At 52.5% G+C, this 25,936-nt stretch carries 24 protein-coding genes; 5 read left to right on the top strand and 19 right to left on the bottom strand.

The window, feature by feature from the left end; genetic code table 11:
• Positions 1-121 precede the first annotated feature (121 nt).
• From ispE to R2K26_RS05865, 5 genes are all read right to left on the bottom strand, one after another.
• A complete protein-coding gene (gene ispE, locus R2K26_RS05845; protein ID WP_316519188.1) occupies positions 122-988 on the bottom strand; it encodes a 4-(cytidine 5'-diphospho)-2-C-methyl-D-erythritol kinase in 867 nt (288 codons plus the stop codon).
• A gap of 13 nt (positions 989-1,001) precedes the next feature.
• Entirely contained in the window at positions 1,002-2,135 is a 1,134-nt protein-coding gene (locus R2K26_RS05850) for a DUF362 domain-containing protein (protein WP_316519189.1), read from the bottom strand.
• Positions 2,132-3,301, bottom strand: a complete 1,170-nt coding sequence (locus tag R2K26_RS05855; protein WP_308449645.1) for an aminotransferase class I/II-fold pyridoxal phosphate-dependent enzyme — start codon at positions 3,299-3,301, stop codon at positions 2,132-2,134. Before R2K26_RS05855 ends, R2K26_RS05850 begins: the two co-directional genes overlap by 4 nt.
• Positions 3,297-3,785, bottom strand: a complete 489-nt coding sequence (locus R2K26_RS05860; protein ID WP_176820550.1) for an Lrp/AsnC ligand binding domain-containing protein — start codon at positions 3,783-3,785, stop codon at positions 3,297-3,299. Before R2K26_RS05860 ends, R2K26_RS05855 begins: the two co-directional genes overlap by 5 nt.
• Before the next feature lie 83 nt (positions 3,786-3,868).
• Positions 3,869-4,702 carry a histidinol-phosphatase HisJ family protein gene (locus R2K26_RS05865; RefSeq protein WP_316519190.1) on the bottom strand — a complete coding sequence of 278 codons (834 nt, stop codon included), beginning with the start codon at positions 4,700-4,702 and terminating at the stop codon, positions 3,869-3,871.
• 309 nt (positions 4,703-5,011) lie between these two features.
• Here R2K26_RS05865 and R2K26_RS05870 point away from each other — a divergent pair, with 309 nt between their 5' ends.
• From R2K26_RS05870 to R2K26_RS05880, 3 genes are all read left to right on the top strand, one after another.
• Complete coding sequence (locus R2K26_RS05870; RefSeq protein ID WP_176820475.1) at positions 5,012-5,281, top strand: ACT domain-containing protein; 270 nt, start codon at positions 5,012-5,014, stop codon at positions 5,279-5,281.
• A 30-nt stretch (positions 5,282-5,311) separates the two neighbouring features.
• Positions 5,312-6,673, top strand: coding sequence for a DUF711 family protein (locus tag R2K26_RS05875; RefSeq protein ID WP_176820474.1), 1,362 nt, complete (start codon positions 5,312-5,314; stop codon positions 6,671-6,673).
• A gap of 141 nt (positions 6,674-6,814) precedes the next feature.
• Positions 6,815-7,018, top strand: a complete 204-nt coding sequence (locus R2K26_RS05880) for a DUF378 domain-containing protein (protein WP_176820473.1) — start codon at positions 6,815-6,817, stop codon at positions 7,016-7,018.
• Between the two features lie 66 nt (positions 7,019-7,084).
• Here the strand turns inward: R2K26_RS05880 and R2K26_RS05885 are convergent, their stop codons facing one another.
• From R2K26_RS05885 to R2K26_RS05915, 7 genes are all read right to left on the bottom strand, one after another.
• A complete protein-coding gene (locus R2K26_RS05885; protein ID WP_316519191.1) occupies positions 7,085-8,014 on the bottom strand; it encodes an ROK family protein in 930 nt (309 codons plus the stop codon).
• Positions 8,011-8,697, bottom strand: a complete 687-nt coding sequence (locus R2K26_RS05890; protein WP_176820471.1) for an N-acetylmannosamine-6-phosphate 2-epimerase — start codon at positions 8,695-8,697, stop codon at positions 8,011-8,013. Before R2K26_RS05890 ends, R2K26_RS05885 begins: the two co-directional genes overlap by 4 nt.
• Positions 8,698-8,741: 44 nt before the next feature.
• Positions 8,742-10,244 (bottom strand): DUF4127 family protein, encoded by a 1,503-nt coding sequence (locus R2K26_RS05895; RefSeq protein ID WP_316519192.1) that lies wholly within the window; start codon positions 10,242-10,244, stop codon positions 8,742-8,744.
• 12 nt (positions 10,245-10,256) lie between these two features.
• Positions 10,257-10,466: a hypothetical protein gene (locus R2K26_RS05900; RefSeq protein WP_316519193.1), complete on the bottom strand. Its 210-nt coding sequence runs from the start codon at positions 10,464-10,466 to the stop codon at positions 10,257-10,259.
• Positions 10,467-10,589: 123 nt separating this feature from the next.
• A complete protein-coding gene (locus R2K26_RS05905; protein WP_316519194.1) occupies positions 10,590-12,227 on the bottom strand; it encodes an ABC transporter substrate-binding protein in 1,638 nt (545 codons plus the stop codon).
• A gap of 81 nt (positions 12,228-12,308) precedes the next feature.
• On the bottom strand, positions 12,309-13,238 hold the full coding sequence (locus tag R2K26_RS05910; RefSeq protein ID WP_316519195.1) for a carbohydrate ABC transporter permease: 930 nt from the start codon (positions 13,236-13,238) through the stop codon (positions 12,309-12,311).
• A gap of 22 nt (positions 13,239-13,260) precedes the next feature.
• Complete coding sequence (locus tag R2K26_RS05915) at positions 13,261-14,199, bottom strand: ABC transporter permease subunit (RefSeq protein WP_308449591.1); 939 nt, start codon at positions 14,197-14,199, stop codon at positions 13,261-13,263.
• 599 nt (positions 14,200-14,798) lie between these two features.
• Here R2K26_RS05915 and R2K26_RS05920 point away from each other — a divergent pair.
• Both R2K26_RS05920 and R2K26_RS05925 read left to right on the top strand, forming a co-directional pair.
• The gene (locus R2K26_RS05920; protein ID WP_316519196.1) at positions 14,799-17,147 is read left to right on the top strand and encodes a helix-turn-helix domain-containing protein; all 2,349 of its coding nucleotides are present in this window, start codon (positions 14,799-14,801) and stop codon (positions 17,145-17,147) included.
• Positions 17,148-17,274: 127 nt separating this feature from the next.
• Positions 17,275-17,532 carry a helix-turn-helix domain-containing protein gene (locus R2K26_RS05925; protein WP_176820464.1) on the top strand — a complete coding sequence of 86 codons (258 nt, stop codon included), beginning with the start codon at positions 17,275-17,277 and terminating at the stop codon, positions 17,530-17,532.
• A gap of 181 nt (positions 17,533-17,713) precedes the next feature.
• On the opposite strand, the gene secF is transcribed toward R2K26_RS05925, so the two are convergent.
• The 7 genes from secF to R2K26_RS05960 all read right to left on the bottom strand — a co-directional run bounded on the left by secF (position 17,714) and on the right by R2K26_RS05960 (position 25,571).
• Positions 17,714-18,652: a protein translocase subunit SecF gene (gene secF, locus R2K26_RS05930; RefSeq protein WP_316519197.1), complete on the bottom strand. Its 939-nt coding sequence runs from the start codon at positions 18,650-18,652 to the stop codon at positions 17,714-17,716.
• Complete coding sequence (gene secD / locus R2K26_RS05935; RefSeq protein ID WP_316519198.1) at positions 18,652-20,061, bottom strand: SecD/SecF family protein translocase subunit; 1,410 nt, start codon at positions 20,059-20,061, stop codon at positions 18,652-18,654. The genes secF and secD overlap by 1 nt, the downstream gene beginning before the upstream one ends.
• Before the next feature lie 116 nt (positions 20,062-20,177).
• The gene (locus tag R2K26_RS05940) at positions 20,178-22,112 is read right to left on the bottom strand and encodes a bifunctional 4-hydroxy-3-methylbut-2-enyl diphosphate reductase/30S ribosomal protein S1 (protein ID WP_316519199.1); all 1,935 of its coding nucleotides are present in this window, start codon (positions 22,110-22,112) and stop codon (positions 20,178-20,180) included.
• Positions 22,109-22,777 carry a 1-acyl-sn-glycerol-3-phosphate acyltransferase gene (locus R2K26_RS05945; protein ID WP_176820460.1) on the bottom strand — a complete coding sequence of 223 codons (669 nt, stop codon included), beginning with the start codon at positions 22,775-22,777 and terminating at the stop codon, positions 22,109-22,111. Before R2K26_RS05945 ends, R2K26_RS05940 begins: the two co-directional genes overlap by 4 nt.
• Positions 22,770-23,435 carry a (d)CMP kinase gene (cmk, locus tag R2K26_RS05950; RefSeq protein WP_316519200.1) on the bottom strand — a complete coding sequence of 222 codons (666 nt, stop codon included), beginning with the start codon at positions 23,433-23,435 and terminating at the stop codon, positions 22,770-22,772. Before cmk ends, R2K26_RS05945 begins: the two co-directional genes overlap by 8 nt.
• Positions 23,436-23,464: 29 nt before the next feature.
• Positions 23,465-24,691 carry an NAD(P)/FAD-dependent oxidoreductase gene (locus R2K26_RS05955; RefSeq protein WP_316519201.1) on the bottom strand — a complete coding sequence of 409 codons (1,227 nt, stop codon included), beginning with the start codon at positions 24,689-24,691 and terminating at the stop codon, positions 23,465-23,467.
• Positions 24,684-25,571: a MurR/RpiR family transcriptional regulator gene (locus R2K26_RS05960; protein WP_316519203.1), complete on the bottom strand. Its 888-nt coding sequence runs from the start codon at positions 25,569-25,571 to the stop codon at positions 24,684-24,686. The genes R2K26_RS05955 and R2K26_RS05960 overlap by 8 nt, the downstream gene beginning before the upstream one ends.
• Positions 25,572-25,936: the final 365 nt, after the last annotated feature.

Consider the following 25,936-nt stretch of genomic DNA (forward strand, 5'->3'; position numbering starts at 1 on the left):
AGCAGATATCTGGGAAAAGTCAACCCTTTTTTCAAAAAAACTTTAAAAATTTGAAATTTATTTTTCGAGTGAGAATTAAAACGCGCAAAAAAGCGCGGAATTATGCGGTTTTTTTGCCTTTTCAGCCGTTTACGGGCTCTGCCAAAAAACACGCGCCGAATGCCTTCGGCATACGCTTTGCGGCATTTTCCGCCAAGCTTTTTTCAGAAAAAATTCCAAAAACCGCGGAGCCGCTGCCGGTCATCAACGCATTTAACGCCCCGTTTTCGCACAGATATTTTTTTATTTCCTGTACAACGGAGATTTGCAGCGCGTCGTCAAACCGATTTCCGAGCGCGTTTGCAATTTCCTCAATCGAGCGATGCTCTACCGCGCGCACCATACCCGGCGTGTAGCGCATGCCGCCGTCCGGCACGTTATCGCACGCACGGTACGCTTCCGGCGTGCTCACGCCCACGTCCGGCTTCACAACGACAAGGTAACACTTCGGTATCTTTGCCAGCGGCAGCAACTGCTCACCAATGCCAAGGCAGCGATATGTGCCGTTTAAAATGCAGAACGGCACATCTGCACCGATGCGCAAACCGAGATACAAAAGCTCTGCCGTATTGAGCGGCTCCTCCCCCGCTTCTGCGCACAGATGATTCAATAATTTCAGCACGGCTGCTGCATCCGCACTGCCGCCGCCCATGCCCGCCTGATCCGGGATATGCTTTTCAATATAAATATCTGCGCCGAACGGCACACCGGTAGCGTCAAAATAATACTGCGCAGCCTTGTATGCCGTGTTGCGCCCGTCGCACGGGATGTGCGGCTTAGAGCACTTGAGTATAACCTCCCCCGTATCGTTCAGCGTCACGCGCACACGGTCGCAGAGAGACACGGACTGCATCACCATGTCGACCGTGTGGTAGCCGTCCTCGCGCCGCCCGGTAATATCGAGCGATAAGTTGATTTTTGCATACGCATTACATTCGGCTGTGTTCATATTCAATCCTCCCTCATAGGTCAAACAGTGAAAACCGCTTGATATTGATGACGTGCTTCGGGCACATTTCGTGGCAGCAGAAGCAATGGATGCACTTGCTGTACTCGATGTGCGCCTTGTGCTCCCGCACCGTTATGGTGTGCTGCGGGCAACTTTCCGCGCACTTGCCGCAGCCCACGCACTGTGCCGTGTTGATCTTCGGGTACGGCGTTAAAATTCTCTTTGCAAGCGGCTGCATGAACTTCGGAACGCGTGTCGTAAAATCGACGCTGCTGGAGCGTGCACGCTTAAAATCGTGCACGACAATATTCTCAAAATCGTCACCAAGCACTTCGATCTCCGAAAGCTTTCCCGCACAAAGTCCGCGCTCCTGTGCGTTTTTGAGCACCAAAATTTCTTCGGGCTTCATATCGATGAGCTTCGCGCCGACCATATCCGCTTCGTAGGGACTTTCAGACCCCACAAGTGCGCCGACAAAGCGTTTTTGGCCGCCAGTAGGTCCATCGCCCTCCATGGCGTCTATCGCATCTATAATCGAGAAATCCGGGTGCACATATTCGCACAAATCGACGAGCATTTCCGCAAACGGCTCTTTTTCCGGGTAACGACTGTGCAGCTCCGGCTTTAATAGCCCCGGCACCACACCGAAGAGATTCTTCACCGCGCCGGAATAACCCATCATGCCATGGGTCTTTAACTTCGCAATGTCGATGACGAGCGTCTCGCGCGGCCGCGCGAACAGCTCTGTGACGGTCAGCGTATTGCAGCGCTTTCCCTCCGGCAGCTGCACTGCCGTGCTCTTACACGCTGTATATAACGAAAAGCCGTATTTTTCCGCCGCTTCCGTATAGCTGCACGCGCGGAACGTGCCTTTCATGATAGATGTATTGTACGGCCCGCCGCCGCTTTCCGCCACCAGCACGTCCACGCCCTGCCGCAGCAGGCAAATCGCGACCGCAGCCGTCACATTCGGGTGCGTAATGATGGCCTCTTCCGGCGCAGAGCGCATGACGAGATTCGGCTTCAAAATAACGGTCACATGCGGTTTTATGCGGCCATAAAACGCCGAAGCGGTGAACATTGCATCCACCGCTTCGGTCAGCCGTTCTATGTCATAATCCGCAAGCCGCTTTACATACGCACTCACTTTAACTCCTTCAAAAATGCGCCGATGCGGTTCAGCGCCTCTGCAAGGTGCTTGATGGAATACGCATACGAAATGCGTACAAAGCCCTCGCCGCACGCACCGAATGCCGAGCCCGGCACCACCGCGACGTGTTTATCGTAAATGAGACGCTCACAAAATTCATCGGACGTCATGCCAGTGGACTGAATGGACGGGAACACATAAAACGCGCCCTCCGGCTCAAAGCAGGTAAGACCGAGGCGGTTGAGCCCATCCACAATCAAACGGCGGCGCATGTCGTACTGGTCGCGCATTTCGGCAATGTCGTCATCACCGTTTTTCAGCGCTTCGATCGCCGCGTACTGTGACATCGTCGGGGCACTCATAATGCCGTACTGGTGCAGCTTCGTCATCGGGGAAATAATCTCCTTCGGACCCGCCGCGTAGCCCATGCGCCAACCCGTCATCGCATATGTCTTCGAGAAGCCGTTGATGACGATGGTGCGCTCCTTCATGCCCGGCAGCGACGCAATGGAGACGTGCGGCTCGCCGCCGTAAGTCAGCTCACTGTAAATCTCATCGGAAAGCACGATGAGGTCGTGGCGAATGATCACTTCGCTCAGCGCTTTCAAATGCTCGCGGCGCATCACGGCACCCGTGGGGTTATTCGGATACGGGAAAATAAGCACCTTCGTCTTGTCCGTAATGGCGTTTTCAAGTTCTTCGGGCGTCAAGCGGAATTCGTTTTCCGCTTTCGTTGCGATGGAAACCGGCACGCCGCCCGCCATACGGGTCAGCGGGTCGTAGCACACAAAGCACGGCTCCGGAATGATGACCTCATCGCCCTCGCCCACAAGGCAGCGCAGCGCCATATCGATAGCCTCGCTGCCGCCAACGGTGACAAGAATATCGGTAGCTGCGGTGTATTCCAGGTCATATTTGCGCTTTAAAAAGCGGCAGATCTCCTCGCGCAGTGCCATCAGGCCGCGGTTCGGGGTGTAGCGCGTTCTGCCCTTTTCCAGCGTCGTGATACCCTCCTCGCGGATATGCCACGGGGTGAAAAAATCCGGCTCGCCGATGGAAAGGGAGATCACGTCCTCCATTTCGTTTGCAATGTCAAAAAAGCGGCGGATACCGGAGGGCTTAATCACGCGCGCACGGTCGTTCAGGTATTTGCTGTAATCAATCACAAAGGTTGCTTCCTCTCTCGTCAATCTCATCGTAGTCGGTGACAAAGTCCACGCCGCCGTCCTTATATTTCGTCAGAATAAAGTGCGTGGCAGTGGAGAGCACACCGTCGATCGGCGCGAGGCGCTTTGCAACGAACATCGCGATCTCAGACATGGTATTCGCCGTAACGGTTACGGCAAGGTCAAAGCCGCCGGACATCAGGCAGACGCTTTCCACCTCGGGGAAGGCCTTTACGCGTGCGGCAAGCTCATCAAAGCCGGAGTCCTTCTTCGGCGTAACGCGCAGTTCAATGAGTGCACTTGCGCGGTGCACATCCGTACGCTCCCAGTTGATGAGCGTGCGGTAGCCCTTGATGACGCCGTCTTTTTCAAACTTATGAATGGCGGCCGCCACTTCGGCTTCGGTCATATCCAGCATAACGGCAAGCTCCTGCACGGTCAGCTTGGCATCATCCTGCAAGAGCTTTAAAAGCTTTTCCATTTTTTTATCCATGGTGTTTTATCCCTTCTGTTTTTATTTTATAAGGCCTGCTGTACCTTTTGCAGCAGGCAGTGTAATTTGTTTTATTCGATCGGTACCTGCACCGGCTTGCGCTCTACAAACACGGTGTACTCCTTGTAGCCGATGTCGCTCAAAAGCTCCATGGCTTCCTCTACGCCGCTTGCAATGTTCTCCGTGCAGTGTGCATCCGCGCCGATGGTGACAAGCTTACCGCCAAGCTCCTTATAGCGCGAATAGACTTCGCGGTCGGGCAGCTTCGGCGCATCCGTGCGCAAAATACGGGAGGTGTTGAACTCCAGCGCGATATCCGACTTGATGAGCGCTTTTAAAACCGCGTCCAGCTCGTCCTGATACGGCTTGTAGCTGGGCGTTTCCCCCGCCTTACACATGTAGCGCAGCGGGTAGGTGATGTGCGCCAGTGTATCGAACTTGCCCCACTCCATCATTTCAAGGCTCTCCGCAAAGTAGGCGTGCAAAGCGTTGCTGATCTCCTGCTCGGTGGGATTATGCTCGCCGATGTGGTAAAAATCGTCGTGATCGCGAATGTTGTGCAGCGAACCGATTACCACGTCGTAGTCGCGCCCCGTAAGCGCATCGTGTGCTGCGTTTAGGTCCTGCAGGGGCTGGCCGAGCTCAATGCCGCGCAAAAGCTTCAAATTCGGGAAACGTTCCTGATTTTGCAACAGCTCCGCATAGGACTGACGTACGACATCGTAATACCGTCCGCCGGGAATATGCGGCACGTTCATGTACTGGTTGCACTCGCAGTGGTCGGTCACGGCGTAGTAAACCAGACCCATCTCGATGGCGTTCATGCACATATCGCGCATGTTGCGGGTGCCATCGAACGAGCAGTTGGAATGGCTGTGACAATCGGATATATTTTTGTAACGCAAAAGATCATCCCCTTAAAGCACTTCGACCTGTATGCTCAAAACAATATACAAATTAATTTTAACACAATAAAAATCATTTTGGAATACCCAAAGCACAAGTTTTGCAACTTTTCGCCTAAAACCGCATTGTAAAGCGATGTGAAAGTTTCTTCCGATTTCCCCGCACCGTACCTTTTTGATTTTTACACCGCTATTTCCCGCAAAACACCTTTTAAACCTTGACAGCGCCCCACATTTGATAGATAATAAAGAAATAGAAAACCACAGCAAAGCACCTTTATGTTTTGCAGGAAAGGGTAGGGTCATTTTATGAAAGCAGTCATCACCGTAATCGGAAAAGATATGGTCGGCATTCTCGCGAAAGTCTCCACCGTATGCGCAGAAAAAGGCATCAATGTCATTGAAGTCACACAGTCCATCTTGCAGGATATGTTCGCCATGATCATGATCGTAGACATCAGTGCTGCGACCGTGCCGATCAGCGAGCTCTCCGATGAATTCGATACGCTTGGCGAAAAGCTCGGTCTGAAGATCCATGTTATGCACGAGGACGTTTTCAACTCCATGCACAGAATCTAAATCTATTACCGAAAGGCCGGGAATGAAACTATGATCGATACACATGATATTCTGGAAACCATAAATATGATCGATAACGAGAACCTCGATGTGCGCACCATCACGATGGGCATTTCGCTTCTCGACTGCATCGATTCCGATATTGATAAGGCCTGCACGAAGGTCTACGACAAAATTTGCAGCTATGCCGAAAACCTCGTCAAGACCGGCGAGGACATCAGCCGCGAGTACGGCATTCCGATTGTGAATAAGCGCATCGCCGTCACGCCCATCGCCATGCTGGCGGGCGCAAACCCCGGTGCAAGTCCCGTTCGCTTTGCAAAGGCACTGGACCGCGCCGCAAAGACCGTCGGCGTCAACTTCATCGGCGGCTATTCTGCACTCGTGCATAAGGGCTTTGCCCCCGGCGATTACGCTTTGATTGAAAGCATCCCGGAAGCACTTGCGGAAACGGAATTCGTTTGCTCCTCCGTCAATATCGGCTCTACAAAGGCCGGCATCAACATGGATGCCGTAAAGAAAATGGGTCACATCGTCAAGGAGGCCGCCGTCCGCACTGCGGACCGCGACTGCATCGGTGCGGCAAAGCTCGTCGTGTTCTGCAATGCACCGGAGGACAACCCCTTCATGGCGGGCGCTTTCCACGGCGCCGGCGAGCCGGACTGCGTCATCAACGTGGGCGTTTCCGGCCCGGGCGTTGTGCGCGCAGCCATCAAGAAGGCAAAAGATACCGATAATATCACCGAGATCGCGGACATCATCAAGAAGACCGCGTTCAAAATCACGCGCATGGGTCAGCTCGTCGCGCAGGAGGCTTCCCGCCGTCTGTGCGTGCCGTTCGGTATTGTCGACCTCTCCCTCGCCCCCACACCGGCCATCGGTGACAGCGTAGCGGATATCCTTGAGGGCATGGGCCTTGCGCAGTGCGGCGCACACGGTACCACAGCTGCACTGGCTCTGCTCAACGACGCTGTGAAAAAAGGCGGCGTCATGGCGTCCTCACACGTTGGCGGCCTTTCCGGCGCGTTCATCCCGGTCAGTGAAGACGCCGGCATGATCGCCGCAGCAAAGAGCGGCGCGCTTTCCATCACAAAGCTTGAAGCCATGACGGCGGTCTGCTCCGTCGGCCTCGATATGATCTGCGTTCCGGGCGACATCACCCCGGAGATTATTTCCGGCATCATCGCGGACGAAGCTGCCATCGGCATGGTCAACTCCAAGACGACCGCCGTGCGCCTCATTCCGGCCATCGGCAAGAAGGTCGGCGAAGAGCTGAACTTCGGCGGCCTGCTCGGCTGCGGCCCTGTTATGGAAGTCAATACGAATTCCCCGGCCGTGTTCGTCAACCGCGGCGGCCGTATCCCTGCCCCGCTGCAAAGCCTTAAAAACTAAAAAACATAAAATTCAGTTTTTCGTTCATACTATCCTCGGTGAGCAAAGCGTTTTGTCTTTGTTCTCCGAGGATTTTTTATCGCCTGCGTTCGATTTTCGCCATCGGTCGGGTGCAGGTGAATGCAAAAAGGAGCAGAGTATATGCTGGACGTCATTGCTTTGATTTTGACGGTGATCGGCGGCATCAACTGGGGCCTCATCGGCATTTTCCAGTTTGATCTCGTCGCATGGCTTTTCGGCGGACAGGGCGCCGTTTTGAGCCGCATCATCTACACACTCGTCGGCATCGCCGCCGTATGGTGCATTTCCCTCCTGTTCAGGGACAATGACCTCATTGAAAAGTAAATGCACCGCAAAAAGCCGAGACACTTCGTTTTGAAGCGCCTCGGCTTTTATTGTTATATACGTCGGTTAAAAGTTCTGTCTGAAATACGCACATGCGCCGAGCAGGCCGGCGTTATTGCCAAGTGCGGCGGCCTCTACCTCAAGATCTTTCGCGAACTGCTCCATCGCGCCGTTCAAGATCTTCTCGCGAAGCGGGCGGATAAAATGTTCGTCTTCTCTTGAAATACCGCCGCCGATGAGCACCATTTCCGGGTTGAAAATGTGCACAAGACCGATGATTCCAAATGCGATGCTGTCGATCCAGCTGTTCACCGTCGCGCTGACGTCTGCGTCATCGAGGTGGTCAAAAATCACCTTGCCGTTGACGTCTTCTGCCGGTATGCCCAGCTTTTCGAGCAATACAACATTCTCCGTAAAACGGCGCACAAGCGCGCCCGTAGAACCGTAGCGCTCAAAGCAGCCGCGGTTGCCGCACGGGCACTCCACACCGTCAAAATTGATGATATAATGCCCGATTTCGCCACCGATGCCGCGTCTGCCCTGAATGAGGCGACCGTTTTCGATGATGCCACCGCCAATGCCGGTGCCGACCGTAACGACAAGCACGTTCTCCTTGCCCTTTGCGCGACCAAACGTCTGCTCGCCGAGCGCCGCTGCGTTCGCGTCGTTGATGACGGTTACAGGCAGATGAAATCGGTCTTCCAGAATTTTCTTTACCGGGCTGCCGAGCCAGTCACCGAGCTGTGCACCCACGCCAATAACCGTGCCGGAGTTCACATCAATCTGCCCCGTTGCCGAAACACCGATGCCCTCGATTTTCACGGGGCTCTTTTCGAGAACTTCTCCCGCAAGGTTCGCAACCGTCGTCATGATCGACGTTTTGTAGCCGTCAAAGCTGACGCTGCGCGTTTCGGAAAGCAGAACTTTGCCGTTTTCGTCCACAACGCCGATCTTCACAGCCGTGCCGCCGATATCAATGCCTAAAAGCGTACTCATGAAATGGCCTCAACAAATCTGCGGGTGATGTCACGCGGGCGTGTGATGGCCGTGCCGATAACCGCTGCGTGCACCGGGTAAGAGAACACCTTCTGCAGCTGGCCGCGCTCCCAAACACCGCCCTCCGCGATGACCGGCACGTTCAGCTCCGTCGTGATGCGGGAAAGCAGGTCATAGTTCGGGATAGCCGTGCCCTTCGTCTTTGCCGTGTAGCCGCACAGCGTCGTGCCGACAAGGTCAAAGCCGATCTCCGCCGCGTGCTTGCAGTCTTCATAGCAAGAGCAGTCTGCCATAAAGAGCTGATTCGGGTACTTTGCGCGCGCTTCCTTGAACAGCGTGTCAAGATCAAGGCCGTTCGGACGCGGACGGTCTGTTGCGTCCAGCGCGATAATCTCCACGCCGGTCGCCGCCAGTGCATCAATCTCCTTCATCGTCGGCGTGATATATACATCACTGTCGTCATATACGCTCTTGATGATGCCGATGACCGGCAGGTCAACTTCCTTTTTGATGTCCACAATATCCTCGCAGGTATTGGCGCGGATACCCACAGCACCGCCCTCTTTTGCGGCAAATGCAAGGTGGCCCATAAAGTGGTAGCCGTAAAGCGGCTCATCCGGCAGCGCTTGGCAAGAGACAATTACGCCACGGTGAATCTGGTTTAAAATTTCCTGATTTGTCATAAAAACGCGTCCTTTCGTTTTTGAAAACATCCTGTATCTCTATCTTAGTCCGCTTTGTACGTTGCCTTGAGCCCAATTTCAAACATACGGCTCCACGGCAGAAAAATATCTTCCACGGTTGCTTTGTCCGCAACGGACGTCATTTCCGTCTTTACAAACTTGCGCAGCTCCTCCAAAACGGCGTTGGCCGCCTTGCCGCGCTGCTCTTCGCACCAGAAGTACGTCATGCCCCACTGCGGCAGAATGTGCTCCGTCACGTAGCTGCGCACGACCGCACCGTAGCCGGAGTCCTCGATAAAGCGCTCCACAAGGAAGTTCTGCTTCGCTTCGGTATTATTCTGGTACATATTGTTCACAATCATCGCGAGCACCGTGCCCATGGAGTTTGCAGAGGTGTTCCAGCCTGCATAACCTGCAAGCTTCATCAAAATACCTTGCTTATTGAGCACGCGCAGAAGCTGCAATTCGCCGCCGTTCGTGTAGGCATTGTCGAGGATCGCCGTCGGAATGCCGCGCTTCAAGCAATCGTTCACAAAGTACAGAAACTCTGCCATATTGCGCTCCACATCATAGTTGATGTTGTTCGCCGGCTGATTTGCGGCTTCTTCCATCTCGTTTGCCGGAGCGGTGATGCCCATCACAACGTCGGCGTCGGCGAGCGACGGCACGGCGATGCAGCCCGCCGCCATGACGTGGTACTTTACGGTCTCATTGAGACTTCTGTCCTCGTAGTTCGGGATCAGCTGCGGCGCCAGCGTGGACGCATACTTGAGGTATACGCGTGGGGTGTTATTCTCGAGCGCGTTGATGGCGCGGGAAACGAGCACCATGCCGAGCTCATCGGCGCCCGGGTACAAAATCACGCGGTCATTGAGCACCTTCTCGTCGATCTTCGCGCGCACGGTCTTCTGGTCCATTGCGGTGTAGCCGTACTTTGCGGAATCGTCCTGCGGAATGATAAGAAAATCAATCGTGCCGTCCTCCACAAGGTCGAGCGTGCGGATATTGAAGCTGCCGTTAAACGCGCGGCGGTCAAGATAGTCTTTAAGCGCCGCGGGGTCTACCTTGGCTTTCAACTCAGAAAGCTCGTCCGCGTCACCCATGCCGAGCTTTTCAAGGTGCGTCAGACGGCCGATATGGTGAATCTCTTTGCCGTAAAGCTCATAGTAATCCGGCTCCTCATCGTCGGAGGAATATTTCGGGCAGCGCATGATGCACTGGAACGCGTACAGCTTTACCTGCGGGTTCTTTTCGCGCAGTTCTTTTAAAAGCATCAGACGCTCCAAAACCGTCTCCTCGGAAAGATGGTGCAAGCGCGAGGGAATCAAGCCTCCGTACAGCAGCGTATCGATGGAAATAACCGCCGCGTCTGCCTTTTCGATATTTGCGAGCAGGAAATCGCGGATGAATTCATAAGACGCCGGGGTCTTCTTCTGACCGAGATGCTCCGGGCGAATGATCGTATACTTTTCGCCGTTGAAAATTTTGGACGGGAAATCAAAGTTGCAGGGGCGCTCGTCGAGCGGCAGCAAAATAATATTTTTCATGGTAGTCTCCTTTTATGCGCGGATGATCTTCCACACATGTGTACTAATGTTCTCCAGCTTCACGTCCGCACCGTCGCCGATGTACAGGCCGCAGTCCTCCGGCACTTCAAAATCGACCCTGCCGGGTGCGAAGTCAAACACATTGCCCTTGAGCGGCAGGTTCTTAGACGGCTTACGGGTGAAGTCAATGTTTCTGAGTTCATATTTTCTGCACCGATACATTCGGTGTAACAGACATCTTAAATCAATTTCAAGTTTAAAAGTAAGAATAATGAAGCAAGGGCGCAGGACCTTTTGCGTCCTGCGCCCTGCATTCAGATCATTATTCAGGTTTCAGAAGAGCAATTAGCCTTCCGTGGTACCCTTTGCGATCTCGAGTACGTCCGGGTTAGCATCCAGATAAGCCTTGAACTGGGTTCTGTACTCTTCCATGTACTTGTCGAGGCCAGCAGCCTTCAGCTTCTCGATAGCAGCATCGATGTTGTCCTCATAGGAAACCATACCGACCTTAATCGGGTAGATGGAGGAGATGATCTCGGTCTGGAGGTTTGTCAGCTCGCTCTGTACGTTGGAGCTATCAAAGATAAAGCCTGCTGCCGGGGAAATGACGTAGTTCTCAGACTTATAGGTCATGTAATCGATCTGGTCGTCCGGAACGTTGGAAGCATAAGCCATGTACGGCAGGTAGCCGGTCATCCAGGTATCCATGTTGTACAGAGGGTTGCCGTCGTCGCCCTTGACCTGCTCAATTCTGTGATCGCCGGTCTTGGTGTAGTGCGTGCCCTCAATGCCATAGTGGAAGAGGTCATGGTTCTCTTCGGAAGCATACAGCCAGTTGAGGAACTTGAGGCCGGATTCCGGATCCTCAGAGGTGGCGGAAATCGCATTCAGGTTCTGCACATAGGTGTAGATCATGTCCGGAATGTCATCGCCAAAAGCTTCAACCCACTTGACCTCTGCGCCTTCAACGCCGTTCTCCTGCATCGTAACGCCGGTTGCAGGGTCGAACGTCTGAGACGGGAGCATTGCGCCGAACTTAGCGTCATCGTACTTCTTCTGGGAGTCACGGTTCAGGATATCCGGGTCGATGAGACCGGCCTGATACATCTCATAGTAGGTGTTTGCGTCCTTCTTGAATTCTTCAGACTCATAGAAGGAATCAACCGTGCCGTCCTGACGGATGAGGCAGAGGCCGAGGGAGTTCTCAACATAGAACGGATAGGTATCATAGCTTCTGTGGAGCCAGTGTGCCGTATCCTGATTCTGGTGGAACCAAGTGTAAGCCTTCATACCGGTCTCATTGAGAATCTCGTCCTGAGACTTCTTCATGAGGTCGATGATGTCTTCCGTCGTATCCGGGAACTCGTCGTAGCCGACCTTCTCAGCGATGTCGGTACGGTAGTCAATGTAGGACATCGTGTTGTCGAAAGATCTCCAGTAGCACGGTACTGCGTACTCTTCGCCCTTGTAGAGGGTGCCCAGCCACTCGGTCTCAGAGAACTTATTGTAGAGGTCCGGGTAGTTCTGGATGGAATCGTGGATGGAGGAGATAGCGCCCATGCCTGCGATAGCGGAAAGGTTCTTAACGTCCTGCATAACATGCAGCAGCTCGAACTCTTCACCGGTCGTCAGCATGAGGTTCAGTTTCTCAGCATAAGCATCCCACGGGATTCTTGTGACGGAAACCTCAATGTTTACGCCGTCTTCCTTCAGTTTCTCGTTGACAGCAGCCATACCGGTCTCATAGTCCGCGCAAAGTGTGCCCGGCTGTACGATACGCATCGGGTGAATGGTGCCGTCGTCCTCTGTTGCCGAAGATTCGTCAGATGTAGAAGCATCGGACGAAGTAGAAGCCTCAGAGGAAGCAGAAGATGTGCTGCTGTCAGCACTGGAAGTGTCGTTGTTGCCGGAGCAACCTGCAAAAGCCGTAACGACCATTGCAGCTGCCAGAGCCATAGCCAGCAGTTTCTTCGTTGTCTTCATTTCTTACTTCAACTCCTTGAAAATTGATATATGTGTAACCGCCTTCCACGGTAAACACCGAATTAAAATGTGTGCGGGCAATTAACCCTTAACAGCGCCGACGACCATGCCCTTAACAAAGTACTTCTGCAAGAACGGATACAGAATGATGATCGGGCCCATGGTGATAACGGAGGTCGCCATCTTAAAGCTTTCCTTCGGCGGGTTTACGTTGACCGTAGCGCCGGCAGTAAGCTTGCTCAGTGCAGTGATCTGAGACTGAATCTTGAAGAGGAGCATCTGCAAAGAGTAGTACTTCTCATCATTCACGAGCATAACTGCGTTAAAGTAGTTGTTCCAGTAGCCAATAGCATAGAACAGAGCAATCGTAGCCAGAACCGGCATGCAAAGCGGGAAGTAAATGCCGAATGCAATCTTCACTTCACCTGCGCCGTCGATCTTTGCGGATTCGTTCAGTTCAGCCGGGATACCGCGCACAAAGTTGCGCACAAGGAACATGTTAAAGGGATTGAACAACAGGCTCGGTACGATGAGTGCCCAGATGTTATCGTAGCAGTTCAATGTTTTACACATCATGTACCACGGAACAAGGCCCGCAGAGAAAACCATGGTGATGTAGAAGTAAAGGGACAGACCGTCTCTGTAACGGCAGGAACGGTTTGCAAGGGTGTAGCCTGCGCCGAATGTGACGAACGATGCAACAACGGTACCGACAACCGTTGAAATTGTCGTTACAAGATAGGACTGCGGAACGGATGAGGACGGCAGGAAGAGCATTTTATATGCCGCAATCGACCATTCGCTCGGCCAGAAAGAGTAACCGTTGATCGTAACCGATTTCTCACTGCTGAAAGAAACAATGATAACGAGAACAAACGGCAGGACGCATATCAGTGCGAACAGAGCAACGACGAGATAAATGACGAATGTACCGACGTTCTCCCCCGTGCTGTGCTTGATTTTGTTGTTGGTGTTAGACGGCTTTGTAGCCGCCGCAACCGTGCTGTTCATGAGCTTGTCTCCTTTCCCTGTATCAGAACAGTGCGCCATCCGGGAACTTTCTTCTGACGATCCAGTTTGCTGTGAAGACCAGAATGAAGCCGACGATGGACTGATAGAGACCGATAGCCATGGAAAGGCTCGGATCACCTGTGTTCTTAAATGTACGGTAAACGTATGTATCAATAACTTCTGCAATCGGCATCAGCGAGCTGTTGTCGCGGATGATCGCATACAGCATACCGAAGTCGCCGTAGAAGATGCGGCCGACAGACATCAGGGTCATGATGCAGATGGTCGGCGCAAGCAGCGGGATCGTGATGTAAATGATACGCTTAAAGCGCGTAGCGCCGTCGATATAAGCTGCTTCGTAAAGGCCTTCGTCAATGCCGGTGATCGCTGCGAGGTAAACGATCGTGTTGTAGCCCGTGTTCTTCCAAATGTTGAGGATCAGAAGAATCGGGTACCAGTAGCCGGGGGTAGAATAATAATTGATGCGCGTACCCATCAGATTGTTGAGCAGGCCCGTCTCTGTACCAAGGATACCCTGCAGCATGTAGCTGACGATAACCCAGGAAATAAAGTACGGGAAAAGCATCATGGACTGAGAAACCTTAAGGAACTTCTTCGCCTTGACCTCATTGAGGACGATTGCCAAAACAACGGAGCAAACCGTACCGACGATGAGGAACAGGATGTTGATGACGAGCGTGTTGCGCGTAACAGTCCACGCCCAACTGGACTTGAAGAAGTATTCGAAGTTTTTCAGACCGACAAACGGGCTAAAAACACCCGTTTTGTAGTTGAACTTTTCAAATGCAATTACGATGTACGGCAGTGTCAAATAAGAAAAGATGAAAGTGTAAACGACCGCGGGCAGCGCAAGCAGGTACAAAAACTTGTTTGTCCACAGCTCTTTAAAAGGATTCACTCTCTTCTTGCTGACATCAACCAAAGCTGACGCCTTACTCATGTTTGCGATCATCCTCTCCGAATAATGTGTCTCTTCATAATATAAGGAAGAGTTTTGTTCACCTCTGCACAGCCGCACATATAAAGTAAAGCTTATTTGCTTTATATATTGACTCTGCAAATGCGAACCCGGAATATCGCTATTCCTGCTGAAAACAAAGTGCCGACAAAACTTGGTGCTTGCCAAAGCGTGTCGTTTTGCAATCACAGCGCACCGGGCGCCCTCCCTCATGGGTCTTCCCGGAACCTCTGCCCCGTGCAGAGATACCGTTTCTGCAAACCGCTTGTTTGTTTTCGATGAATAAACTTTAACACGTTGTGAACGATTTGTAAAGTATTCTTTTTGCGATAAACTCCAAAATTTCAAAACAACTTTGCATTTTGGCAGTTTTAAAGCACTTCACAAATTTCGCTTTTCTCCATTTTTTGAGAATCGAATCACTTTTTTCGGCTTTTCGCGATATGAAACTACGGTTTTTTACGATTTGAATCAATAATCTGATTTTTCGCTTGCGTTTAGTGCCAAAATCCGTTATCATAGAGTTATACGAAACCTAAATCGTGTTTTTCGTTCTCTTTCTGTATTTGGAGTGTTGTATTTTGTTTAAAAAAGTAAAAACCCGGCTGTTCAGCCGCTACCTTTTCAGTATTTTCTGCGTGGTGGCCATAGCCGTTATACTCGTCACGCTTTTAATTTTCACCATCTACGCAAATTTGCAGGTCAGTTCTGCGCGCACCTATTCTGTGCATCAGTTGGAGCAGGTCTGTCAGATGACGGACATGCTCTACAGCCAAATGCGCTCCGTTAATAATCAAATTTTGCAGAACAGCAATACGAACCGTTGCCTCTCCTCCAATACCTTCAACCGACTCATCGAAGCCGATGCAGGCATCAAGTTACGCGAGATCCAAACGGCGCAGAGCTATACGCGCTATGTTAGCCTTTATAACTCTGCCTCCAACCGTTTCGTCTCCAGCTCTACGGCAGATTTTCTCACGGATGACGATATTGCATACTATTATAGTAGATTGCCCGATAATCCCGGCGCCGACACCTGCCTTCTGCGCATGATCGGTGCAAACTACGCCACACAGCAGCTCAAGACCCGTTATGTCTATTCCTTCGTCTTCCGTGCACAGCTACGCAAAGGCGGCTCGCCCGACCTCATCATCGTAGACGTGGACGAAGATTATTTCAACGATTCCATATCGAACCTGCGCACCTCGAACGGCTTTCAACAGGTTCTGCTTTTGAACCGTTACGGCGAGGTTTTCTCCACCAATATCGCTGAAGGTGATTCACAAACCTTCACGCATGCAAAATCCGACAACGCCGTTGTCTCCGTGGAGGATTTCCCGGAGCTGACCGACAATTCCGGCTCCTTCTCCTACACCTGCGCTGACCATACCGAAGCGCTCGTCACCTACGCCAAGGCGTCTTCCTCTGGCTTTACGATCTTTAATATTGTGCCGTACTCGAATATTTTCAGCGGTCTCCCCCAGCTCGCCATCATCACGTTACTCACCGGCATTCTTGTGCTCTGCGTCGGCATGTTCATCTCGTTCCGCACCAGTGCAAAGCTCTCTGCGCCAATCGAATTGCTCTACAGCAACTACGTCAAAAAGCCGTCGAACGACCATGCCGGCGATGAGCTTGACCAGCTCAGCAAGGCCTTTTCCGATATGTACATGAAAGCCGATAAGCTGGAGCAAGGCCTCATCTCCTCCTATTCCGATTCCAAAAAGCGCAACGTTCAGCGACTTATGCACGGCGAGTATGGGCAGATTCCGAATTACATCGAAGTATACCAAAGCTATGGCATCGACCTCACCGCGCCGTATTACACCATCGTCATTATCAGTGCAGCCTCCAAAGAATTGCGCTTCGGCCCGGATGACCCAAACTATTTCATTTACAGCTACGCTCTCGAGAACCTCGCCACCGAAGTTTTGGGACAGTTCGGCAGTGTCGTACCGTACCGCAATTCGCACAACTTTCTCGTGATGTTGCTCCCCCTGCAAAAGAACGCCTATCCGGAAAAGCTTGTGCCGGAGCTTGAGCGCGTGTGCGAGGTCATGCAGCGCGAGTTTGCCATGAACACCACCATCTGCATCGGCACCATCGTGGAGACAGCCGTCAATATCAACCTCTGCTATGAGGCGACTAACATCGCACTGGAATATTCCGCCATCCGTAATCAGGGCAAAATTTTCTTCGCCTATGAGACCGGCCAGAATATCAATCTCAACTCATACCACAACAAGCTCCACATGAAGCTTGCCGAGCACATCCGCGCAAATGACCTCGATGCCTGCTCGCACGAGTTCGATCTCGCGCTTTCCTACATGTCAAACGTCAGCTTCAATACAGCCGTTACGTATTTCAACCACGTCATGATGTCGCTGCTCGACGATTTCTCCACCACTTTCACGGATGACGACACCGCTTATCCCATCTTGATGGATAAACTGAATGAAATTGACCGTCAGCTACCGAATGTCTATATGCTGCGCAAGCGCTGCATGGAGTTCATCACCATTTTGGCGCATCATCAAAGCATCAACCGCAAATACGGCAACGAGCTTGCCGCCGATGCCGCAAAGGAATACATCGACAAAAACTACGCAAATCCTGATCTTTCCCTGAAAATGCTCGCCGGCATGGCAGGCCTTTCCTCCGCCTACTTCGGCAAAATTTTCGCCACGCAGATCGGCTATTCGTTCAGTGATTACCTCAGCAACACCCGCATGAAAAAGGCCGAGCAGCTTCTGCGTGAGACTAAGCTGCCCATCAACCAAATCAGCGAAGCCATCGGCATTGTGAACACGAACTACTTCTATTCTATCTTCAAGAAAAAGTATGGCATGACACCGCTCGCCTACCGCCGCACGCGTTCCGGCGAAGCGGAAGATACAAAATCCGAGGAACAGGACGAAACCACAGAGTAATTCACCCGGTTTTACGGACCGTTCACGAATTGTTAGCAGTTGATTTTCATAATTTTTCGGAAAATGAATTGATTTTTTGTGCATTTACGCTTATAATGTGTATAGAACATTGAAAGGCGGCGAGCAAATGCGCATCCGCAAAAAACCACTTGGAGACAAAAACTTAGTCGGCGCACGTATTGAGAGCATTCGCCGCAATCGTGGCATGAAACAGAAAGAGCTGCTCGCGCAGCTGCAGGTGCGCGGTGTTGACATCAACGCCTCTGCCCTCTCTAAGTTAGAGGGTCAGCTTCGCACCGTCACGGATATCGAGCTTTTAGCCTTTGCCGAAATTTTAGACGTCGATGTCTTCTGGCTCCTCACCGGCAAATCCCAACAGATCTAAAACCAAAACCGGGTAGCACACCGCACGGCAGCTTACCCGGTTTTCTTTTAGCTTTTTATCGTTTATTTCTATCCCCTGTACTGCAAAATGCGTCCTATACAAAAATTCCCGGAGAGCACACAGCTTTCCGGGAATTTCATTCATTAATAGAAACGCTTGCTTAAAAGCAGCTCGGGTCAGATTACTTCTTGCTCTTCTCGCCCTTATGCACAGCCCACATGGTGTACAGCGGAGCCGCAATGCACAGCGAGGAATAGCAACCGACAATCGTGCCGACCATCATCGGCAGTGCAAAGCTCTGTACAGAGCTGATGCCGTAAACCGCCGCAACAATGTAGATGACAAGCAGCGCCATAAAAGTGGTCAGAGATGTCAGAATAGAACGCGTCATTGTCTGATTGAGGCTCTTGTTGACGATAGCCGGCAGTGCATCCGGGCTCTTTGTCGGGGAGAGCTTGCGGTTCTCACGAATACGGTCGTAAATGACGATGGTATCGTTCAGCGAGTAGCCGAGGATTGTCAGGATAACAGCGATGAAAATATCGTTGATCGAGAAACCGAAAATCACAAACGCGAAATACACAAGCAGCACGTCATGCACAAGTGCGATGAGCGCCGTAACGCCGGCGGAAAGACCGCCGATTTTCTTAAAGCGCAGCGCAATGTAAACGAGCAGGATCACGAACGTGATGAGCAAGCAAACAAGGCATTTCTGGAAGAACTTCACGCCCATGGTCGGGTCAACGGAGCTCGATTCCACCACGTTGAACGTGCGGTCGGCATACGCGTCGGATAGGGACTGCGCGATTGCCTGCTGTTCATCGAGCGTCACAGCTTCGTTGCCCGCAAAGGACAGCGTCACTTGGTTCGCGTCCGTGCCGAACGTCTTGCTCAATGCAACGGAAACGTCGCGGCCGGTCTCTTCTTTTACGAGGGACGCGATTTCATCCGTATCGACTTCGCCGTCTACGGAATACTTAATCATCGCACCGCCGACGAACTGAATGTCCATCTTCGTGCCACGAATGAAATTGAAAATCAAGCCGATGACCATCAGGCCGATCGAGATGCCGAACAGAATTTTTCTGTTCTTATAGAAATCAAAATCAAACTTTTTCATTACTTATCCGCACCTCCAAACAGCCATTTCTTACGGAGCGGCTTGAAGCCGGAAAGCGATTTGATCATCAGGCGAGAGCAGAACACGCCCATGATGAAGTTGCCGATTACGCCGACGAGCAAAGTGTAGCCGAAGGAGTAGATAGCACCGGTCGTGGATTCGCCGAAAATCTTAGAGAGAATGTTAGACGGACCGAACACGCCGATGAGCATGATGGCAACGATCAAAATCGTGATGTTGCCGTCGATGATCGACCAAAGGCTGTTGGAGCAGCCCTTCTGAATGGCGCCGTCCAGCGTTTTGCCGGTGCCGAGTTCTTCCTTAATACGGCTCGCGGTGATAATGTTCGCATCCACGCCCACGCCGATGGAAAGGATAATACCCGCAAGACCCGGCAGAGTCATTGTAAAGCTGTTCACAAACGGGAAGTAGCCGGAAATCGCCGCAAAGGTGATTGCAAGCTGACCCACAAGCGTCAGCACAGCCACAAAGCCCGGAACCTTAAAGATGATGATCATAAAGACCGCGATGAGCGCAAAAGCGATTACGCCGGCCATGACCATGGCATCCAGAGACTTCAAGCCGAGCGTCGGGTTCACGGTGCTGAAGTTCGAGGTCTGCAAAGCAAACGGCAGTGCGCCGCCCTGAATCTTCGCGGCAAGCTCGGAAGCCGTAGCTGCCGTAAAGTTGCCGGTAATAGAAGCCTTGCCGTCTGTGATGACCGCGTTAACGGTCGGTGCGGAAATCATGATGTCATCCATCCAGATGGAGATTGTCTTGCCCTTCAGGCGTTCGGTCGCTTCCGCAAACTTCTGTGCACCTTCATCGGAAAGCGTCAGGGAAATCGCATAATCGTAGCTGCCGGAAGTGGAATTCTCCTGCATGACCGGCTTTGCCTCCGTTACATCGCTGCCTTCCAGAATAATGTTTTCCGCCGTTGTACCCGTCGGTGTCTGGTAAACCGGGTTGCCCTCGCCGTCCACCGTCTGAGTCTCGTAGGACTTACCTTCGCGGAATGTCAGCAGCGCCGTTGCGGAAATTTCTTCAATCGCCTTCTCCGGGTCAAAGTCCGATTCGCCGCTCTTCCACGGGAAACGAACAATGATCTTGTCGTTGGCTTCGTCGGTGTAAATCTCGTAGTCCGTAATGCTCTTCGAGACCATACGCAGCTCAATGATTGCCTTTGCGGCTTCAAGCTGCTCTGCGGTCGCCTCCACGCCTTCAGCCGGGCTGAAGGTCGCTTCCACGCCGCCGCGGATATCAATACCCCATCTTATATCGCCGGCGCCCTTGATCCATGTGTTCTTCGTGTCACCGTTCTGCGTGTAAACGCCGAAGACCGATGTGTATGTAAGCGCAAGGATCAGAGCCGCGATGATAAAAAACACAGGTTTTTTCACGCGCTTCATCTAATTGTTTCCTCCAATGGATAAAACCGCCGTTTTATCCGTTTACTTTTAAAATGTCCGTCATGTAAAGCAGGGTGGAAAGAACCACCCTGCAAATTTACACCTGACGATTTAAATTATTCCTCAGAAGCGTCCTCGCCCTGGTCTTCGAGCAGAGCACGGATGGAGAGGGAAACTCTCTTCTTGTCGAAATCGATGTCGGTAATCTTCACCTTAACAACGTCGCCAACCTTCAGAACGTCCTGCGGCTTCTCGATTCTTCTGTCCGCGATCTGAGAGATGTGGATAAGACCGTCGATGCCCGGGAGAATCTTAGCAAATGCGCCGAACGTGGTCATGCCAACAACGGTAGCGTCGCAAACCGTGCCGACCGGATACTCGTTCTTGAGGATCTCCCACGGATTGTCTTCCTTCTTCTTGTAGCCAAGGGAGATCTTGCCGTTCTCACGGTCAAGGCTCTTGACATAAACCTGAACGGTGTCGCCGACGGAGACAACTTCGCTCGGGTGCTTGATGCGGTTCCAGGAGAGCTCGGAAATGTGGATCATGCCGTCCACGCCGCCAAGGTCAACAAATGCACCGAAGTTCGTGAGGGACTTAACGGTACCCGTAAACTCCTGACCTTCTTCAACAGACTCCCAGAACTTAGCCTGTGCTGCCTTTCTCTGCTCGCGGAGCACGGAACGGATGGAACCGACCGCACGGCGGCGCTGGCGGTTGACTTCGATGATGCGGAACTGAACGTCCTGACCCTTCAGAGCCTCAAGATCGTCACCGCGGTTTGCTACAGCCTGAGAAGCCGGGATGAAGACGCGGATGCCGTTATACAGAACGATCACGCCGCCCTTAACAACTTCTGTGACCTTGCCGGTGAGGATTTCTTCAGCGTCCATAGCCGCTGCAATGTCTTCCCAGCCCTTGATGGCATCGATGCGCTTCTTGGAGAGCATGATGGTGCCTTCCTGATCGTTCGTCTTCATGATGAGCAGATCCATCTCGTCGCCGATCTTTACAAGATCTTCCGGCTTCGCGTTCGGATCGTTGCTAAGCTCGTTAGCCGGGATGTAGCCGGCCTGCTTTCTACCGACGTCAACATACACTTCGGTGGGAGAAATGCTTACAACTACACCGTGCACCTTTTCGTCTGTATTTAAGCTCTTGAGTGATTCCTCAAGCATCTCCTCAAAATTAAGCTCATTTGTTTCAATTTTGTCTGTCATGGTAACAAGTACCTCCTTTATTATGCTTGCCGGTGTTGAAGCACCGGCAGTTATGCCGATATTCATTTTGCCCTTTACAGGCAGGGCTGCAAGCTCCGCCGCCGTCTCAATGAGATACGTCTGCGCATACGGCTCACAGACCTCCTTGAGCTTCGCCGTATTCGAGCTGTGACGCCCGCCGATGACGAGCATCAAGTCGCTTTCACGCGCAAGCTCGCGTGCTTCGCGCTGGCGATTTGTTGTAGCCTTACATATTGTATCAAAAACTGAAGCGTTTGTACATACCTTTTTTACGAAATCCAAACATTTTTCCCATTCTTCTACGTTAAAAGTGGTCTGTTCACAAAAAAGAAGGGGCATTTCGGCAAGTTCAGGCTCATTTTTGAATAAATTTTCGAGTTCTTCGCGCGTTTTGAAGGTACGGTACGGCGTTTTGCAGCAACCGAGTATGCCCTCCACCTCCGGGTGTTTGGCATCGCCGGCCAGCATCACGCGCCTGCCCTCGCGCTCTCCGTCGGAAACAAGGCGGTGAATCTTCTGCACATACGGGCACGTCGCGTCCTTGTAATCGACACCGAGCACTTTCAGTTTTTCGATGACCTCCGGCGGTACACCGTGAGAGCGGATGACAACCGTCTCCCCCGCTTTCGCGTCCTCGGGCGCATCTATAATGCGCACGCCTTTGCGGCCGAGCTCCTCCACAAGCTGCGGGTTATGGATGATCGGCCCGAGCGTGCAGACGGTTTTGTCCTCGTCAAGCAATTTGTAAACGGTCTCCACCGCGCGGTTCACACCAAAGCAGAATCCCGCTGTTTTCGCCACGCGGATCATACTTCCTTCCACCTGTTCTCCATAATATCGAGACCTTCCTCGCGCAGCTTCTGCACCTCGGCAAAAATATTGCGCGAAACGCGGCGGTAAATCATACCGGAATCTTCGGTCAGGCCCATGTCCTCAAACCGGATTGGCTTGCCGATGTTGATGACCATTTTCTTAAACACCTTCGGGGGCTTGCCGCCCTCACCCACGATCGCCACAGGCAAAATCGTACAGTGCGTTTTGTACGCCAGCATTACCATACCCATTTTCGGGTTCAAAAGCTCGCCGGTCTTCGAGCGCGTACCCTCTGGGAACATGCACACGACCTTTTCTTCCTCCAAAAGGTCAATCGCCGTCTGAATGCCCTGTGCCCCGCCCGTGCCGCGGGAGATTGGGAATGCGCCGAGGCTCTTCAAAAATCCGCCGATGAGCTTGTTTTCAAAAAGCTCGGCCTTCGCCATATAATGTAATTGTCGTTTCGGTATTGCGCAGCCAAGGTAAATCGGGTCGCCCATCGTCACGTGGTTAGAGCAAACGAGCAGCTTGCCGGTAAGCGGCATGTTCTCTCTGCCTATAATACGGTACGGGTGCAGAATTTTAAAGAAAAACAGCATCACGTACTTTGCAAGGAAATACCACCAGGAAAGGTGTTCCTTCGGCTTCTTATTTTCAGCCATGCTTCACGCCCGTCCTTTCTTCCACGATCTCCAGTAAGCGTTTCACCGTACCGTTAAAATCCAGCTCGCTGTTGTCAAGCAAGATGCTGTCCTCCGCCGCCTTAGATTGCTTTTCGTCCTGTTTGTCGCGGCGAATAACGTCCGCAAGCGTTTCTTCATAGCTCACGTCCACGCCCTTTTCCTTGAGCTCCTTGTAGCGGCGCTCGGCGCGCACCTCGGGCGAAGCCGTCAGGAAAATCTTCACCTGTGCGTTCGGCAAAATCGTCGTGCCGATGTCTCGGCCGTCCATGATGACGTTGTACTTCTTCGCCATATCCACCTGCGCGGAGAACAGAAACTTACGCACTGCCGGTACGGAAGCACACGCAGAGGCCGCCATAGAGACCTCCGGCGTGCGGATAAGGCCGGATACATCCTCCCCGTTTAAAATGACGTGCTGCACGCCGTCTTCGTATTTCAGATCGACCTGAATGTCCCGGAGCTTCGGCTCCACCGCTTCTGCGTCTGCAGGGTCAACTTCACTGCGCAGCAGGTAAAGCCCCACCGTGCGGTACAGCGCGCCCGTGTCCACATAAACAAAGCCGAGCGCCTTTGCAGCCGCTTTCGCCACGCTGCTTTTACCTGCGCCGGCAGGTCCGTCAATCGCTATTGCATACATAATATAACTTCCTTATATATAATGATAGTTTACAGATTTTCGCCCGCCGCGTGTCCCGTTGCAAAGGCGATCTGCAGGTTAAAGCCGCCCGTGTACGCGTCCACGTCCAGAATTTCCCCCGCAAAGTACAAGCCCGGAATTAATTTGGACTGCATCGTCTTCGGGTCGACTTCCTTTACGGAAACGCCGCCCGCCGTCACAATCGCGCCGGAAAGCGGTGCAAAGCCGGAAACCTCCACCGTAAAGTGCTTTAAGACATCCAAAAGCACCGCACGCTGCTCGCGCGTGATGGTGTTGCACTTCTCTTCCGGCGGAATGCCCGACCGCCGCACGACAACCGGGATCATCTTTTGCGGCAATAATTCATCGAGCGAATTGCTGAAATTGCGGTTCTTGTTTTTCTCTAAATCGCGTAAAAGGCGCTGGTCAAGCTGTTCCGGGGTGAGCGCCGGCTTTAAGTCGAGCGTCACTGTGTATCTGCCGGGCGCCATATGACGCATATGCGCGCTCGCACTCAAAATCGTCGGGCCGGAAAGTCCAAAGTGCGTGAACAGCAGCTCGCCGAAGTCCGTGTAGACCGGCTTTTTTTTCTTTTCATTGTCCGTCACGGTCACACCGCAGTTGCGCAGAGAAAGCCCCTGCATCGCCGGGCAGTCCTCGTCATCAGAGGTCAGCGCCACCAAAGACGGACGCATAGGAATAATGGTGTGCCCCAGCTTTTCCGCCAGCCGCGCGCCGTCGCCGTTCGAGCCCGTGCCGGGGTACGAAGCGCCGCCGCACGCCAAAAGCACGCTGGGGGCCTCAAACACATCGTTTTCCGTGCGCACGCCGATGACGCTACCGTTTTCGGTCAGCACCTCTTTCACATTGCTCTGCCGAATTTCCACGCGGCACTTTTTCAGCTTCTTCCAAAGCGCGTCCGCAATGTCGTGTGCATTGTCCGAGACCGGGAACACGCGATTGCCGCGCTCCGTTTTCAGCGGCACGCCAAGCCCCTCAAAAAAGTCCATCGTGTCCTGCGGAGTGAAATGGTTCACCGCCCCGTACAAAAACCGGCCGTTGCCGGGCGTGGATTCAATCACCGTGCGCGGCTCGCAGTTGTTCGTTACGTTGCAGCGGCCCTTGCCTGTAATGCGGATCTTCCGCCCAAGCTGTGCATTCTTTTCTAATAATAGGATGTGCTTGCCGCGCTCCGCCGCCGTGATCGCCGCCATCATGCCCGCAGCGCCGCCGCCGACTACGACTGCATCAAACATTACGTTCCTCGTCGCTTCTGTCCTCGACTTTCTCGTACACGCCGTACTCGTCCCAAATGGTCTCCAGGTTTAAGAGTGTATTCGCCACTTCGTCTTTCTTTTTAATGGCCACCGTCACAATAAGCGCGTTGATAAGCGCCAGCGGGCCCACAAGCGAATCGACAAACGAAACCATGTCGCTCTTTGCAAGCAGCACATGCTCCGCATACTTTGTCAGCGGAGAAAGCGTGCTGTCCGTAATGGCCACAACCGTCGCACCGCGGTCGGAAGCGTATTTCAACGCCTTCACTGCTTTTTTAGAGTACCGCGGGAAGCTGATGCCGATAAGCGCGTCGCCCTCGCCGATGTGCACCATCTGCTGTAAAATCTGCGCTTCGCTCGTCGCGCTGATAAGCTGTACGGAATCGAACACCAAGGAGAAGTAATACGAGAGGAACGTCGCAATGGCAAGCGAGCTGCCTGCACCGATGATATAAACCTTCTTTACCTTCACGAGTGCATCGGCCGCACGGTAAAACTCCTCATGTGAAATAGACTCCTTCGTGCGGCGGATAATGTCGATGTCCTGATCCATCGAGCTGTCAAGCAGGCGGTCAAGCGGAATGTTCGTCGAGGTCATTTCAAGGCGTTGCACGCTCGTCATGCGGTTGCGGATCATCTCCTGCATCGCCTGCTGAAGCGCCGGATAGCCGGAGTATCCGATCTCCGTCGCAAAGCGCACCACGGTCGATTCGCTCACACCGACCGTCGCGCCAAGCTTCGAGGCCGTCATAAACGCCACCTTGTCGTAGTGCTCCTCAATATACTTCGCGATCAACCTCTGACCTTTGGAAAACGATCTCGCATTTTGCTTAATGCGATTCGTAAGCTGGATATTCATGGGTGATTTCCTTTCTTTACGTTTCCTGACAGGAAATTTTACAGCGCGAGTCGCCGCTTCCTGCAAAATTCCCTCCGTGCAGACGCGGCCGCATACCTGCCCCTACGGACAGGGCACACGTATACACGGTATCATAATGTTTATTTTAGCCGATATTCCTGCAAAAATCAAGGGATATTTTCGCTGTTTTCTATGAATTCCAAACCGTTTTTGCAGGAAATGCGTCCTTTCATGCAAAGGTATGTCCGTGCAGCACGGATATCACTCTCCATTCTTTGTCATCCTTTACAAAAGAAGCTTGCAATTTCTTTCGTTTTGTTGTATCCTTATTTCGATTATTAACCGTTTAATTATGTTGATTTCCC

The organism is Neglectibacter sp. CSJ-5 (assembly GCF_032490475.1).
Lineage (GTDB): Bacteria > Bacillota > Clostridia > Oscillospirales > Acutalibacteraceae > Hominenteromicrobium > Hominenteromicrobium mulieris.

Coding starts and splice junctions, on each gene's coding strand:
- R2K26_RS05945 (WP_176820460.1), bottom strand. CDS start 22,777: ATGGCTGAAAATAAGAAGCCGAAGGAACACCTTTCCTGGTGGTATTTC.
- R2K26_RS05900 (WP_316519193.1), bottom strand. CDS start 10,466: ATGTATCGGTGCAGAAAATATGAACTCAGAAACATTGACTTCACCCGT.
- R2K26_RS05940 (WP_316519199.1), bottom strand. CDS start 22,112: ATGATCCGCGTGGCGAAAACAGCGGGATTCTGCTTTGGTGTGAACCGC.
- R2K26_RS05885 (WP_316519191.1), bottom strand. CDS start 8,014: ATGAGTACGCTTTTAGGCATTGATATCGGCGGCACGGCTGTGAAGATC.
- R2K26_RS05870 (WP_176820475.1), top strand. CDS start 5,012: ATGAAAGCAGTCATCACCGTAATCGGAAAAGATATGGTCGGCATTCTC.
- R2K26_RS05875 (WP_176820474.1), top strand. CDS start 5,312: ATGATCGATACACATGATATTCTGGAAACCATAAATATGATCGATAAC.
- R2K26_RS05905 (WP_316519194.1), bottom strand. CDS start 12,227: ATGAAGACAACGAAGAAACTGCTGGCTATGGCTCTGGCAGCTGCAATG.
- R2K26_RS05880 (WP_176820473.1), top strand. CDS start 6,815: ATGCTGGACGTCATTGCTTTGATTTTGACGGTGATCGGCGGCATCAAC.
- R2K26_RS05960 (WP_316519203.1), bottom strand. CDS start 25,571: ATGAATATCCAGCTTACGAATCGCATTAAGCAAAATGCGAGATCGTTT.
- R2K26_RS05895 (WP_316519192.1), bottom strand. CDS start 10,244: ATGAAAAATATTATTTTGCTGCCGCTCGACGAGCGCCCCTGCAACTTT.
- cmk (WP_316519200.1), bottom strand. CDS start 23,435: ATGTATGCAATAGCGATTGACGGACCTGCCGGCGCAGGTAAAAGCAGC.
- secD (WP_316519198.1), bottom strand. CDS start 20,061: ATGAAGCGCGTGAAAAAACCTGTGTTTTTTATCATCGCGGCTCTGATC.
- secF (WP_316519197.1), bottom strand. CDS start 18,652: ATGAAAAAGTTTGATTTTGATTTCTATAAGAACAGAAAAATTCTGTTC.
- R2K26_RS05915 (WP_308449591.1), bottom strand. CDS start 14,199: ATGAGTAAGGCGTCAGCTTTGGTTGATGTCAGCAAGAAGAGAGTGAAT.
- ispE (WP_316519188.1), bottom strand. CDS start 988: ATGAACACAGCCGAATGTAATGCGTATGCAAAAATCAACTTATCGCTC.
- R2K26_RS05925 (WP_176820464.1), top strand. CDS start 17,275: ATGCGCATCCGCAAAAAACCACTTGGAGACAAAAACTTAGTCGGCGCA.
- R2K26_RS05860 (WP_176820550.1), bottom strand. CDS start 3,785: ATGGAAAAGCTTTTAAAGCTCTTGCAGGATGATGCCAAGCTGACCGTG.
- R2K26_RS05890 (WP_176820471.1), bottom strand. CDS start 8,697: ATGACAAATCAGGAAATTTTAAACCAGATTCACCGTGGCGTAATTGTC.
- R2K26_RS05910 (WP_316519195.1), bottom strand. CDS start 13,238: ATGAACAGCACGGTTGCGGCGGCTACAAAGCCGTCTAACACCAACAAC.
- R2K26_RS05955 (WP_316519201.1), bottom strand. CDS start 24,691: ATGTTTGATGCAGTCGTAGTCGGCGGCGGCGCTGCGGGCATGATGGCG.